The sequence below is a fragment of the Comamonas denitrificans genome, assembly GCF_042654745.1.
Taxonomy (GTDB): domain Bacteria; phylum Pseudomonadota; class Gammaproteobacteria; order Burkholderiales; family Burkholderiaceae_C; genus Comamonas; species Comamonas denitrificans.
Genome location: NZ_JBHSEY010000015.1, coordinates 41,816 through 55,014 on the forward strand (window position 1 = coordinate 41,816; position 13,199 = coordinate 55,014).

Consider the following 13,199-nt stretch of genomic DNA (forward strand, 5'->3'; position numbering starts at 1 on the left):
CACTTTCCCCACAGGATGCAGAAACTGACCCGGATAATCATTGCCCTATCTGGGCCTTGCCCACAGAATCTGCGGTTGCTCTGTTGCAACGGACACTGTGTATGCACGCGTTTTTGTCGCCGTTGTGAGTTTGCTAAGGAAAGAAAATTCGATGAAAGCCATTGCCTCTACGTGCGCACTGTCCATCGTTGCCGCTGTCTGCGCCGGCAACGCCGGGGCGCAAAGCCACCCGGTCACCGCCCAGCAACAAGCCATTGCCCAGCAAGTGGCGCAGCAAGGGGTGCCGCTTTCGGCTTTGGCGGCCAACGCCCCCGACAGCTACACCGTGCGCAAGGGCGATACGCTGTGGCGCATCTCTGGCCTGTTTTTGCGCCAGCCTTGGCGCTGGCCCGAGCTGTGGGGCATGAATATGCAGGCCATTGCCAACCCCCACCGCATTTACCCTGGCCAAACCCTGTACCTGGAGCGCAGTGGTGGCTACGCCCGCCTGCGCACCAGCCGCAGTGGCAATGAAACCGTCAAGCTGTCGCCGCGCGTGCGCTCGGAAAGTCTGGCCGATCTGGCCATTCCCACCATCCAGATGCATTTGATCGAGCCCTTCCTGGCCGAACCCCTGATCGTGCAAGAGCTGACCTTGCAGCAGGCCCCGCGCCTGATTGCCAGCGCAGATGAGCGCCTCTTGATGAGCCCGGGCGATGAGGTCTATGCCCGTGGTCCGACGGGCCAGCCCTTTACGGCGCTGGATGACGACCAGCGCCTGTACCGCGTATTTCGCGATGCCAAGCCGCTCAAAGACCCGCTCACCCAGCAAGTGCTGGGCTACGAGGCGCAGTACCTGGGCAAGGTCGAGCTGCAAGCGCCGGAAACGCCCGTCAGCGCTGCTGCCACGCCCGAGGCTGCCAATACCGCCAATACCAATACCGAAGCTGCCAAGGCCGCCGAGCTCGCCTACACCCCGGCCATCTTGCATGTTGCGCAAGTGAAAGAAGAAATGCGCCCAGGCGACCGCCTGTTGCCGGAGCCGCCGCGCCAGTACCACAGCTTTACCCCGCACGCGCCTGCAGACCCCGTGGAGGCGCGGGTGGTCAGCCTGTACACCAGCAACGCCTTGCGCTATGGCACCGAAAACCAGGTGGTCAGCATCAACAAAGGCGAGGTCGATGGCATGGAGCCGGGCATGGTGCTGTCGCTGATCTCGCAAGGCCGCCAGATGCTCGATAAAACCGAGGGCCGCAAAGACACCGTGCAACTGCCCGACCAGGCCAACGGCACGGGCATGGTGTTTCGCGTGTTTGACCGCATCTCCTACGTTTTGGTGATGGACGTGCGCCGGGGCGTGTTGGTGGGCGACAAGCTCATCAACCCCCAGTAACACCGGCCCCCGCCGCGCTTGGCCATGGTGGTTGCGCAATGGGATGCCCAGGAGCTGGCCGCTTGGCTGCGCCTGTTGCTGACCCCCAGCATTGGCAATGCCAGCGCGCGCCGCCTGCTGGCCCGGTTTGGCGGGCCCGAGCAGATTTTTGCGGCACCGCGTGCAGCCTGGGAGGCATGCATCACCGCCCGGCAAGCGAGCCACCTGGGCCAGTTGCCCGAGCAATTTGCCCAACGCTGCTCGGCAGCGTGGGCCTGGCTGCACAATGCCCCAGCCGGGGTGGGGCGCGACATCATCACCCTGGCCGACCCGCGCTACCCGCCCAGCCTGCTGCAAATTGAAGACCCGCCGCTGCTGCTGTACGTGCAGGGCCACCCTGGCGTGTTGGCCCACCGTGGTGGCCCCTTGGTGCAGATGGCGCAGTGCTTGGCCATTGTTGGCTCACGCCACCCGACGGCGCAAGGCAGCAGCAACGCCCATGCCTTTGCCCACAATCTGGTGCAGCAAGGCTGGACCGTGGTTTCGGGTTTGGCCGCCGGGATTGATGCGGCGGCCCATGCCGGTGCCTTGGCAGCGGTGCCCCACGGCACCACCGCCTTGGCCACCATTGCGGTGGTCGGCACGGGCTTGGACCAAATCTATCCCCGCCAGCACCAAGCACTGGCGCAAGGCATTGCCCAACACGGATTGATTCTGAGCGAATTTCCCTTGGGCACGCCGCCGCTGGCGGCCAACTTTCCCAAACGCAACCGCATCATCGCGGGCCTGTCGTGCGGCACCTTGGTGGTGGAGGCGGCCCTGGCTTCCGGCTCTTTAATTACCGCCCGCTTGGCCAGCGAACAAGGGCGCGAGGTGTTTGCCATTCCTGGCTCCATTCACGCCCCGCAGGCCAAAGGCTGTCATGCCTTGATTCGGCAAGGGGCCAAACTGGTCGAAACCGCCCAAGATATTCTGGAAGAGCTGACCAGCTTGCCGCGCACCCAGGCCTTGGCCCACACGGCGGCTTTGCCGCTGGCGCCACCGGTGCCAGCGGCACCGTCCTTGGCCGTGGCCCGTTGCACGGCCGAGCAAGCCAGCTTGTTGGAGGCGCTGGGCTTTGATCCTGTGGGCCTGGATGCCCTGGCCGCCCGCACGGGTTGGAGCGCTGCGCTGTTGCAAGCACAGCTGCTGGAACTGGAGCTCGAAGGCCTGGTCGCCAGCTTGCCAGGCGGCCTGTTTCAGCGCATGGCGCAGTCGTAACCCTGGTTGTTCTCTCGTTGTTGAGTACGGTAAGATTTTTTCATCTTCGCTAAGATACACCCCCTATGAAACCTCCTCCCTCGCGCCCGTGTGCGCTACGTGTTAATTTTTTTTCACCTTCTTTGGCTGCTGCAGCCACTCCCCCTCTTTTCTTTAGCCCCTTGGCAGGAGGCCACGCATGGATGCGCTGAGCCTGGCCTGGGTGTCTGACCCTTCGATTTGGTTGGGGCTTTTAACCCTGATCGTGCTGGAGATTGTCCTGGGGGTGGACAACCTGGTCTTCATCGCCATCCTGGCGGACAAACTCCCCCCGGAGCAACGCGACCGCGCCCGCGTCATTGGCCTGACCTTGGCCCTGCTCATGCGCCTGGGGCTGCTGTCCATCGTTTCGTGGCTGGTCACACTGACTACGCCGCTGTTCTCGATTGGCACGCTCGAGTTTTCCGGGCGCGCGCTCATTTTGCTGGTGGGCGGCCTGTTCCTGCTGTTCAAGGCCACCACGGAGCTGCACGAGCGCCTGGAAGGGGTCAGCCACACCCACAACGGGCCGCGCGTTTGGGCCAGTTTTTCGGTTGTGGTCACGCAAATCGTGCTGTTGGACGCGGTGTTCTCGCTCGATTCGGTCATCACCGCCGTGGGCATGGTCGATCACCTGCCGGTGATGGTGGCCGCCGTCATCATTGCCATGGGCGTGATGCTGCTGGCCTCCAAGCCGCTGACCGATTTTGTCAATGCCCACCCCACCGTGGTCGTGCTGTGCCTGAGCTTTTTGCTCATGATCGGCCTGAGCCTGCTGGCCGAAGGCTTGGGCTTTCACATGCCCAAGGGCTACCTGTACGCGGCGATTGGCTTCTCGATCATGATCGAGTTCTTCAACCAATGGGCCCAGCGCAACCTGCGCCGCTACCAGGCACGCATTCCCTTGCGCGAGCGCACCGCCAACTCCATCTTGCGCATGCTGGGGGGCCGCTCCAGCGCCAGCGCCACTGGCGATGGCCATGGCCCCGTCGGTGCCGAAGAGGCACAGCAGGCCTTTGGCCAGCAAGAGCGCCACATGGTCAGCGGCGTGCTGTCGCTGGCCGAGCGCAGTGTGCAATCGGTCATGACACCGCGTTCCGACATTGAATGGATCGACCTGGAGCAAGACAGCGCGGCCCTGCGCGAGCAATTGCTGCAGGCCCGCCACGGCCTGTTCCCCGTGGCCAGCGGAGAGCTGGACAAGCTCAGCGGCGTGGCCCGCGCCCGCGATCTGTTGGCCGATGTGCTGGCAACCGGGTCGATTGATTTAAGCCGCAGCCTGCGCCAGCCGCTGGTGGTGCCGACCTCGGTGAATGTGATCAAGCTGGTGGAGCAAATGCGCCATTCGCGGGCGCAAATTGCGCTGGTCAGTGATGAGTTTGGCTCTATTTTGGGCCTGGTCACGCCCATCGACCTGCTCGAAGCCATTGCCGGCGAATTCCCGGAAGAGGGTGAACTGCCCGATATCCAGCCCCAGGCCCCCGGTCACTGGGTGGTGGATGGCCAGGTGGATTTGCACGCGCTGGAGACGGCGACCGAAATCTACACCCTGGCGCACAGCGAGGACTACAGCACCTTGGCGGGCTTTTTGCTGGACCATCTGGAGCAGTTGCCCGCCGTGGGCCAGGTGGTGGAGGCCGAAGGCCTGCGCTTTGAAGTGCTGGAAATGGACAAGCGCCGCATTGCCCTGGTGGATGTGCGGCGAATTACATAGCTGATTGCGCTTAATTCACGCCATATTTTTGATATTTAACCAAAAATATGGCGTATTACAAGCGCAAGCAGCTATATTATTTCAACCATCCGCGCCGCCGGAAATACATCATGGGGCCGACGGCACTGGCCACCATCAGCAAGAGGACGTACACGTAGCCGTATTTCCATTCCAGCTCGGGCATGAAGCGAAAGTTCATGCCGTACACGCTGGCAATCAGCGTGGGCGGCAGCAGCGCCACGCTGGCCACCGAGAAGATTTTGATGATCTTGTTCTGGTTGATGTTCAAAAAACCCACCAGCGCGTCCATCAGGAAGTTGATCTTGTCGAACAAAAACTGCGTGTGGCTGTCCAGCGATTCAATGTCGCGCAGGATTTGGCGCGCATCCTCGAACTGCTCGGCATCCAGCATCTTGCTGCGCATCATGAAGCTGACGGCGCGGCGCGTGTCCAGCATGTTGCGGCGCACGCGCCCGTTCAAGTTTTCCTGCCAGGCAATGTCGGCCAGCACTTCTTGGGCGTAGGTGTCGGTGATGCTGCCCTCCAGCACCTGGGCGCTGACCTTTTTCAGATCGTCGTAAATGCCTTCCAGCGCATCGGCGGAATATTCCACGTCGGCATCAAACAGCGCCAGCAGCACATCCTTGGCATCGTCAATCAGGCCGGGCACGCGCCGCGCGCGCATGCGCAGCAGGCGAAACACGGGGATGTCTTCATCGCGAATCGAAAACAGCACGCCGCAGCTTTTGAGCTCGGTGTTGCGCTGGTTCAAGATGAACGCCACACGCACGCTGCGGCTTTCGTCTTCGTCGTCGATCAAAAAGTCGCTGCGAATGTGCTGCTCGCCGTTGTCTTCTTCGTAAAAGCGGGCCGACTCTTCGATGTCCTCGCCGGTGGCATCTTCGGGAATGGACAGGCCATAGTGCTGCTTGACCCAGCGTTTTTCTTCGCGTGTGGGCGACTCCATGTCCACCCAAATGGGCTGCAGCTGCTCCAGATCGCTGAGTTGGTCGATTTCAACTTGAACCAGCCGTCCGTTGGACAGGGTAAAGACGTTGAGCATGGCGCTCTCCTCCAAGGCTGTGAGAGAGTGAGGAAAAAAGGGGCAAGGGGGCGAAAAGGTGAATGCGCTTCCCAGACCCCGTGCAACCATGCGCCAAGAGCCTAGGAAGCTACCAACTGGGGTAGGGATCCATGGTGAGTTCTCTAAACAAGCTCGAACAATTTCCGAGTAAACCCGCAATTATGCCCCGTGACCTGCGGGGCGCAGGGCCTGGGCCAAAAAGTCCATCACCACCCGCTGGCGCTGGGTGAGCAGGCGATTGCTGGGCAGCACGGCATAAATGCCAAACGGTGGCGGGGCAAAGTCTTGCAAGATGGGTTGCAGTGTGCCGCTGGCCAGGGCCTCTTCAACGATAAAGTCCGGCTGTGTGGTCACGCCCATGCCTTGCTCGGCGGCCAAGGCCAGGGCATCGCCATTGTTGGCTTGCAGCACATAGGGCGGGGCCACCGTATGCGCTTGGCCATTGACTTGGAACAACAAGGGCCGGTTATGGGCCCGCCCGGTGTAACCCAGGCAGCGGTGGTGCAGCAAATCATCGGGGTGCTCAGGGGTGCCGTGCTGGGCCAAATACCCCGGCGAGGCGACCGTAAACAGCCGCCCTTGGCTGAGTTTGCGCGCCACGATGCCGGGGGCCAATTCGGTGCTGACACGAATGGCCAAGTCCATGGCCTCATCGATCAAATCGCTGGTGCGGTCGTTGAAGTCCAGCGTCAGCACCATGTGCGGGTAGGCTTGGTGAAACCGCGCCAGCAGCGGGGCAATGCAGCGCACGCCAAAGCTGACCGGCACGCCCATGTGCACTTGGCCGCGCGGGGTTTGGCTGGAGGCCATGACCTCGGACTCGGCATCATCGATGGCCTGCAAAATGCGCCGGCAGCGCTCTAAGTACACCACCCCAGCGCTGGTCAGCGTGAGTTTGCGCGTGGTGCGGGTAATGAGCTTGACCCCCAAATGCTCTTCCAGCGCCGCAATGCGCCGGGTGACCACCGAGCGGGCCACGCCCAATTGGTCAGCGGCGGCGGCAAAGCTGCCCAAATCGGCCACCCGGATAAAGTGTTGCATGGCATCGAAGCGGCTCATTGTTGCTACCCTGGCAATAAAGTTTTGGCGATTGTCCTCTATTTCTTTAAAGTTGAATCCTCTATAGTTTCAACTCTTTTTAACTGTTATCGTTGCGATCTGTGCTTATGTTCCACACCCCTTCCGCCCATTACGACGCCACTGCCAAACTCTTGCATTGGCTGATGGCGCTGATGATTTTCTGCCTGTTGGGCTTGGGCTTTTACATGCAAGGCTTGCCGCTGTCGCCGCAAAAATTGCAGTTTTATTCCTGGCACAAATGGGCTGGGGTGACGGTGTTTTTCTTGGCGCTGCTGCGCCTGGTCTGGCGGGCCACCCACCAACCGCCGGCCTTGCCTGGCCACATGAGCACGCTGGAGCGTTGGGGTGCCAAGCTGGGCCATTTTGCTTTGTACGCGCTGATGGTGGCCATTCCGCTGTCGGGCTGGCTGATGAGCTCGGCCAAAGGCATCCAGACGGTATGGTTTGGCGTGCTGCCGCTGCCCGACCTGTTGGAGAAAAACAAAGAAATTGGCAATGCCTTGCAAACTTTGCACGCCGTTTTGAATCTGACGCTGATTGCCGTACTGCTGGCCCACGTTGCCGGAGCGCTCAAGCACCATTGGTTTGACAAAGACGATGTGCTCACCCGCATGCTGCCACGGCGCACGTAAAACAGCGGTTGGGGCTTTTCTCGCCCGGCCAGCCGTCTATTTTGAAAAGGATTTTTTATGCAAAAACTCAAACCGTTCCGTATTTTTAGCTTTGCCTGGGCGGTCGGCCTGCTTTTTGCCACCAGCGCCCAAGCGGCCGAATACACCCAGCTGCAGCCCCAGGCCAGCAAAATCACTTTTGACTACCAACAAATGGGTGTGGGCATGCAAGGCGTGTTCAAAACCTTTAGCGGCCAGTTGCGCTTTGACCCCGCGCATGCCGACAAAGCCAGCGCCGTGCTGGAAGTGGATTTGGCCAGCGTCGATGTCGATAACGACGAGGCCAATGACGAGCTGGCCACCAAGACCTGGTTCAACACCCCCGCCTTTCCCAAAGCCCGGTTTGAATCCACCAGCGTCAAAGCCCTGCCCACGGCCGGCCAGTACGAAGTGGTGGGCACCCTGACCATCAAAGGCCAAAAGCAAACCGTCACCGTGCCCGCCCGTTTCACGGAAAAAGCGGGCCAGGGCGTGTTTGAAGGCAAGCTGACCATTCAACGCGGTGCTTTCTCCATTGGCGAGGGGGCTTGGAAAGCGTTTGACATTGTTGCCAATGATGTGGTGGTGCATTTCCAGCTCACTGCCAAATAACCCCCTGGTTGTTTATTCCTCTCTTTTTTTGCAACCCTTTGAAAAGGAAAACCATGCGTCATCTGACAAAACTGACCGCTGCCCTGGCCCTGGCTGGCGCTTTTGCAACCTCGGCCATTGCGGCCCCCGTGACTTACGCCGTCGATAGCGGCCACTCTTTCCCCAACTTCTCGTACCAGCACATGGGCTTGTCGATGCAGTTGTCAAAATTTGACAAAACCACCGGCACGATCACCTTGGACCAAGCGGCCAAAACGGCTTCGGTGGATGTGGTGATTGACACCACCTCGGTGAACACCGGCTCGACCGTGTTCAACGGCCACATCCAGGGCGAAGACTTTTTTGACACTGCCAAATACCCTACCGCCACTTTCAAATCGACCAAAGTGGTGTTTGAAGGCGACCAGCCCACCACCATTGAAGGTGACCTGACCATCAAAGGCATCACCAAGCCCGTGACGCTGAAGGTGACCCACTTCGCCACCAAGCTGCACCCCATGATGAAAAAAGAAGCCGTGGGTGCTAATGCCACAACCGTGATCAAGCGCTCTGACTTCAACCTGAGCAAGTACGTCCCCAACGTGGGCGACGAGGTGACCATCACCGTTGCATTGGAAGCCGTGGCCAAGTAAGCACGGACTTGCGTTTCAGGGCGCAACCACACGCCCTGTCTGGCGGGCGCGGCTCTGCAAAGGGCCGCGCCCGTTTGCGTTCAGAGCGTTGCGTTCAGAAAGATTGGGGAACCCAGGGCCACCCCGGGGCACAGTCCCAAAAAGTGCATCTGCCGGTTTAATATCGCGCCACTTTTTTTCAAGGATGAATGCAATGGGCCTGTTTACCTGGTCAGAAAAACCTTCCTCGGCACTGCAGGGCGGTGGGGTCATCGGCCCCGATGAGCGCCTGCCCTGGGCGCAAACCGGCCTGATGGGCGTGCAGCACGTCATCGCTATGTTTGGCTCCACCGTGCTGGCCCCGATCCTGATGGGGTTTGACCCCAATTTGGCCGTGCTGATGAGCGGCATTGGCACGCTGATTTTCTTTTTGATCACCGGCGGCAAGGTGCCCAGCTACCTGGGCTCGTCGTTTGCCTTTATTGGCGTGGTGATTGCCGCCACCGGCTACGCAGGCCAGGGGGCTAACGCCAATATCGGCCTGGCGCTGGGCGGCATCATTGCCTGCGGCGCGGTCTATACCCTGGTGGGGCTGCTGGTGCAGGCCATCGGCACCGGTTGGATTGAAAAACTCATGCCGCCGGTAGTGACGGGCGCTGTCGTGGCCATCATTGGCCTGAACTTGGCAGCCATTCCCATTAAAAACATGGCCGCCAACAACTTCGAGGCCTGGATGCAGGCCATGACCTTCACCTGCGTGGCGCTGGTGGCCGTGTTCACGCGCGGCATGCTGCAGCGGCTGCTGATCTTGCTGGGGCTGATTGTTGCCAGCCTGCTCTACGCCGTGTTCACCAACGGCCTGGGCTGGGGCAAGCCGGTGGACATGGGCGGTGTCATTGCCGCCCCGTGGCTGGGCCTGCCCAGTCTGCATACGCCGGTGTTCAGCGCCAACGCCATGCTGCTCATCGTGCCGGTGGTAATCATCCTGGTGGCCGAGAACCTGGGCCACATCAAGGCCGTTACCGCCATGACGGGCAAAAACCTCGACCAGTACATGGGCCGCGCCTTCATCGGTGATGGCATCGCCACCATGGTTAGCGGTGCGGGCGGTGGCACCGGCGTGACCACCTATGCCGAAAACATCGGCGTGATGGCGGCCACGCGCATCTATTCCACCGCCGTGTTCCTGGTGGCGGCCCTGCTGGCGCTGCTGCTGGGCTTTTCGCCCAAGTTTGGGGCGCTGATCCAGGCCATTCCGCTGCCGGTGATGGGTGGGGTCTCTATTGTCGTCTTCGGCCTGATCGCCGTCGCCGGGGCCCGCATCTGGGTGGACAACCGGGTGAATTTTTCCGACACCAAAAACCTCGTCGTCGCCGCCATCACGCTGATTCTGGGCACCGGGGAGTTCACGCTGAAATTTGGCGATTTCGCCCTGGGCGGCATCGGCACGGCAACCTTCGGGGCGATCCTCCTGCATTGGCTGCTGAGCCGGGGAAGGACTGCTTGATGATGGGCCGTCGATTGGGAGCAGCAGGCCCTGCACCACAGTTATTGGAATGGGGAGAAAACACATGAAGCCGGTTGATATTTCCACTGCTAAAAATCCGGATTTGCGCGCCTCCATGGCCGCGATACACCGTGCAGCGGCGCTGGCGCGTCAAACAGCGATTCAGACCGATACCGGTATCGTCATCGTGCAAGATGGGCGCATCGTGCATGTCTCAGCACAAAAGCTGCGTGAGGATATGGAAGGCAAACGCATCCAGAGGTCTGGGCAATAACAGCTACTTAAGGAATCGGAAGCGCTGGCAAATACGGGTTAGTACCGATAGTATTTCTCCCTATAAAAGCCGCCTTTTAAGGCGGCTTGGCTTTTTTTTGGATTGGAGACTTCTATGGGTATCGCCGAGCGCGTGCGCTTTTCACAATTTCATAACCGCATCATGGACGCTGCTGCGGCAGCCGCCCTCATCCCCCACGGTGCCACGGTTGGCATGAGCGGCTTTACCGGCGCGGGCTACCCCAAGGCGCTGCCCCAAGCCATGGCCGAGCGCGCCCAAGCCGAGCACGCGCAGGGCAGGCCGTACAAGATCAACCTCTGGACGGGCGCGTCCACCGCGCCGGAGTGCGATGGGGCGCTGTCGCAAGCCCACGCCATTGGTCAGCGCCTGCCGTTCAACACCGACCCCCTCGCCCGCCAGCAGATCAATGCGGGCGAGATCGACTTCATCGACATGCACCTGTCGCACGTGGCCCAGCACGCCTGGTTTGGCTTCTTCGGCAAGATGAACGTGGCGGTGATCGAGGTGCTGGGCGTAACGGCCGATGGCCTGCTCATCCCCTCCACGGCGATTGGCAACAACAAAACCTGGCTGGAGATTGCCGACCAGGTGATCCTGGAAGTGAACACCAAGCTGCCCGGCGCGATGGAGGGCATGCACGACATTTACTACGGCACGGCCATCCCGCCCCGGCGCATGCCCATTTCCATGACGCACGCCGACAACCGCATTGGCGAGCCCTACCTGAAGGTGGACCCGGCCAAAGTGATTGCCGTGGTGGAAACGCACGGCAGCGACCGCAACAACGTGTTCAACGCGCCCGATGCCGATTCCAACCTGATTGCCAGCGCCATCATCGACTTTTTGACGCACGAGATGCAGGCCGGCCGCCTGCCCAAGCAGATGCTGCCCATCCAATCCGGCGTGGGCAATGTCGCCAATGCCGTGCTGGCCGGGCTGCTGCACGGCCCGTTCGAGCAGCTGCTGGGCTTTACCGAGGTGCTGCAGGACGGCATGCTCGATTTGCTGCGCGCCGGCAAGATGAGCCGCGCCTCGGCCACGGCGATTTCGCTCTCCGCCCAGGCGTTTGAGGATTTTGAAAAGAATCTGGACTTCTACCGCAGCCGCATCATCTTGCGCCCGCAAGAAATATCGAACCACCCCGAGCTGGTGCGCCGCCTGGGCGTGATCGCCATGAACTCGATGATCGAGGCTGACATCTACGGCAACATCAACTCCACCCACCTGATGGGCAGCAGCATGATGAACGGCATCGGCGGCAGCGGCGACTTTGCGCGCAACGGCTATTTGTCGTTCTTCGTCACGCCGTCGGTGGCCAAGGGCGGCAAGATCAGCTGCATCGTGCCCATGTGCTCGCACGTCGATCACACCGAGCACGACACGCAAATCATCGTCACCGAACAGGGCCTGGCCGACCTGCGCGGCCTCTCCCCCAAGCAACGCGCCAAGGTGGTGATTGAAAAATGCGCCCACCCCAGCTACCGCCCCATGCTGCAGGACTACTTCGACCGCGCCTGCGCCAAAGGGGCGCTGCACACGCCGCACCTCCTGACCGAGGCGCTCTCCTGGCACCAGCGCTTCCTGGATACGGGCGATATGCGCGTGTGAGCCTAGAGCCTGCTTGCTCTTTTTATACCTAGAAAATAATACCGTCCCGCTTTTGTTTGTGGGGGCCTTTGGCACCGTCCTCTCTATACTTAAGGATTGGAATTATTTCTTTGGGAGCGATGCTTTATGTTGCACTGGCTCACTCAACTGCGGTTGGCACAAAAATTTACTTTGCTGGGGTTACTCACCTTGGCGATGGTGGCCTTTCCTTCAGCGCTGTATTTAAAACAAACCATCACCGACGTGCGCCAGGCCCACCGCCAGGCTGAGGGGGTGCCGGTGCTCATGGCGCTGAACATGGTCATACAGCACACCCAGGTGCATCGGGGGCTGTCGGCCGGGGTGCTCAGTGGCAATGAGGGCATGCAGCAGCGGCGCGTAACGGCCAAAGAGGCCGTGAACCAGGCCCTGGGCAATGCCGCAGCGATACTGGTGCAAAACAATGCGCCGGTGCAAGAGCAGCAGCGCTTGCAAAAATGGCAGACCACCTGGCAGGCGCTGGAGCAGGCGGTGGCCGCCAACAAGGTTGAGGTGGCCGATAGCTTTGCCCGCCATACCGATTTGATCGCCGAGCTGATGATGATCAACGAAGAACTGCTGGTGGCCTACCGCCTGCAGTCCAACGAAGACCCGGCCAATGTGGCGCTGCTGCAGGCCGCCTTGGTGCAAGCGCCGCAGCTCACCGAAGGGGTGGGGCAAATGCAGGCCATGGGCACGGGGTTTTTGACCCAGGCGTTTTTAAGTGTGGACGATCGGGGCGCGTTTCGGGCCTTGATCAGCCAAACCACGACGTTCCAAAAGCAAGTCGGGCGCTTTATTCAGCGGGCCATGACCTTGAACCCGGCCTACCAGCAAGAACTGGGTGGCTTGGTCAAAACAGCAACAGAATTACTCAATGAAAGCAACCATTTGGCCCGCACCGAGGTGCTTGAAATCGATCTGCTGCAATACCCGGCCAGCGATTACTTCAACAAACTGACGCAAACCATCGATGCCATCAACGCGGTGCGCATCAGCGGGGCCGATCGGCTGGCACAGGTGCTGGATGCCAATGCCGACAAGCAGCGCAATGTGTTGATCCGATGCGCGGCAAACCCTGCCGTTCAGGGCAGGGTCAAGAGCGCGGACGGCAAAGCCGTCCTGGTGGATTGGATTGGTTTTAATGCGGCGTCTGCTGCTGTTCGATGTACTGGCGAATGACAGCAATCGGTGCGCCACCACAGCTACCGGCAAAGTAGCTGGGCGACCACAGCGCTCCACCCCAAAGTTTTCTTTGGACGCTGGGGTAATTTTTCTTGCGAATCATCCGGCTGGACACGCCCTTGAGGCTATTCACCAAGATCGATACCGAAACCTTGGGCGGGTAGTTCACAAGCAGGTGAACGTGGTCGTCTTCGCCATCGAACTCA

The 13,199-nt window shown here is 60.6% G+C and carries 13 protein-coding genes; 10 read left to right on the top strand and 3 right to left on the bottom strand.

Going from position 1 to position 13,199, the window contains the following annotated elements; all coding sequences use genetic code 11:
• Positions 1–151: 151 nt before the first annotated feature.
• From ACFO24_RS04030 to ACFO24_RS04040, 3 genes are all read left to right on the top strand, one after another.
• Complete coding sequence (locus tag ACFO24_RS04030; protein WP_377736958.1) at positions 152–1,372, top strand: LysM peptidoglycan-binding domain-containing protein; 1,221 nt, start codon at positions 152–154, stop codon at positions 1,370–1,372.
• 24 nt (positions 1,373–1,396) lie between these two features.
• Positions 1,397–2,611 (top strand): DNA-processing protein DprA, encoded by a 1,215-nt coding sequence (dprA, locus tag ACFO24_RS04035; RefSeq protein WP_207573969.1) that lies wholly within the window; start codon positions 1,397–1,399, stop codon positions 2,609–2,611.
• A gap of 193 nt (positions 2,612–2,804) precedes the next feature.
• Complete coding sequence (locus ACFO24_RS04040; RefSeq protein ID WP_377736972.1) at positions 2,805–4,343, top strand: TerC family protein; 1,539 nt, start codon at positions 2,805–2,807, stop codon at positions 4,341–4,343.
• Positions 4,344–4,419: 76 nt separating this feature from the next.
• Here the strand turns inward: ACFO24_RS04040 and corA are convergent, their stop codons facing one another.
• Entirely contained in the window at positions 4,420–5,406 is a 987-nt protein-coding gene (gene corA, locus ACFO24_RS04045) for a magnesium/cobalt transporter CorA (protein WP_207573970.1), read from the bottom strand.
• 180 nt (positions 5,407–5,586) lie between these two features.
• A complete protein-coding gene (locus ACFO24_RS04050; RefSeq protein WP_242700324.1) occupies positions 5,587–6,468 on the bottom strand; it encodes a LysR family transcriptional regulator in 882 nt (293 codons plus the stop codon).
• Between the two features lie 125 nt (positions 6,469–6,593).
• Here ACFO24_RS04050 and ACFO24_RS04055 point away from each other — a divergent pair, with 125 nt between their 5' ends.
• From ACFO24_RS04055 to ACFO24_RS04085, 7 genes are all read left to right on the top strand, one after another.
• A complete protein-coding gene (locus ACFO24_RS04055) occupies positions 6,594–7,139 on the top strand; it encodes a cytochrome b (RefSeq protein WP_377736961.1) in 546 nt (181 codons plus the stop codon).
• Between the two features lie 57 nt (positions 7,140–7,196).
• Positions 7,197–7,769: a YceI family protein gene (locus ACFO24_RS04060; RefSeq protein WP_377736962.1), complete on the top strand. Its 573-nt coding sequence runs from the start codon at positions 7,197–7,199 to the stop codon at positions 7,767–7,769.
• Between the two features lie 62 nt (positions 7,770–7,831).
• Complete coding sequence (locus tag ACFO24_RS04065) at positions 7,832–8,401, top strand: YceI family protein (protein ID WP_377736973.1); 570 nt, start codon at positions 7,832–7,834, stop codon at positions 8,399–8,401.
• A gap of 193 nt (positions 8,402–8,594) precedes the next feature.
• Positions 8,595–9,887 carry a solute carrier family 23 protein gene (locus ACFO24_RS04070; RefSeq protein WP_377736963.1) on the top strand — a complete coding sequence of 431 codons (1,293 nt, stop codon included), beginning with the start codon at positions 8,595–8,597 and terminating at the stop codon, positions 9,885–9,887.
• A gap of 115 nt (positions 9,888–10,002) precedes the next feature.
• Positions 10,003–10,161, top strand: coding sequence for a hypothetical protein (locus ACFO24_RS04075; RefSeq protein ID WP_377736965.1), 159 nt, complete (start codon positions 10,003–10,005; stop codon positions 10,159–10,161).
• Positions 10,162–10,275: 114 nt separating this feature from the next.
• A complete protein-coding gene (locus tag ACFO24_RS04080; protein WP_377736966.1) occupies positions 10,276–11,790 on the top strand; it encodes an acetyl-CoA hydrolase/transferase family protein in 1,515 nt (504 codons plus the stop codon).
• 126 nt (positions 11,791–11,916) lie between these two features.
• Positions 11,917–12,990: a nitrate- and nitrite sensing domain-containing protein gene (locus ACFO24_RS04085; protein ID WP_377736967.1), complete on the top strand. Its 1,074-nt coding sequence runs from the start codon at positions 11,917–11,919 to the stop codon at positions 12,988–12,990.
• Here the strand turns inward: ACFO24_RS04085 and tnpA are convergent.
• Positions 12,950–13,199, bottom strand: a 250-nt coding sequence (gene tnpA / locus ACFO24_RS04090; RefSeq protein WP_377736968.1) for an IS200/IS605 family transposase, incomplete at its 5' end; no start/stop codon positions are given. The two genes, ACFO24_RS04085 and tnpA, sit on opposite strands and share 41 nt — an antisense overlap.

Coding starts and splice junctions, on each gene's coding strand:
- ACFO24_RS04030 (WP_377736958.1), top strand. CDS start 152: ATGAAAGCCATTGCCTCTACGTGCGCACTGTCCATCGTTGCCGCTGTC.
- dprA (WP_207573969.1), top strand. CDS start 1,397: ATGGTGGTTGCGCAATGGGATGCCCAGGAGCTGGCCGCTTGGCTGCGC.
- corA (WP_207573970.1), bottom strand. CDS start 5,406: ATGCTCAACGTCTTTACCCTGTCCAACGGACGGCTGGTTCAAGTTGAA.
- ACFO24_RS04050 (WP_242700324.1), bottom strand. CDS start 6,468: ATGCAACACTTTATCCGGGTGGCCGATTTGGGCAGCTTTGCCGCCGCC.
- ACFO24_RS04055 (WP_377736961.1), top strand. CDS start 6,594: ATGTTCCACACCCCTTCCGCCCATTACGACGCCACTGCCAAACTCTTG.
- ACFO24_RS04060 (WP_377736962.1), top strand. CDS start 7,197: ATGCAAAAACTCAAACCGTTCCGTATTTTTAGCTTTGCCTGGGCGGTC.
- ACFO24_RS04070 (WP_377736963.1), top strand. CDS start 8,595: ATGGGCCTGTTTACCTGGTCAGAAAAACCTTCCTCGGCACTGCAGGGC.
- ACFO24_RS04075 (WP_377736965.1), top strand. CDS start 10,003: ATGGCCGCGATACACCGTGCAGCGGCGCTGGCGCGTCAAACAGCGATT.
- ACFO24_RS04080 (WP_377736966.1), top strand. CDS start 10,276: ATGGGTATCGCCGAGCGCGTGCGCTTTTCACAATTTCATAACCGCATC.
- ACFO24_RS04085 (WP_377736967.1), top strand. CDS start 11,917: ATGTTGCACTGGCTCACTCAACTGCGGTTGGCACAAAAATTTACTTTG.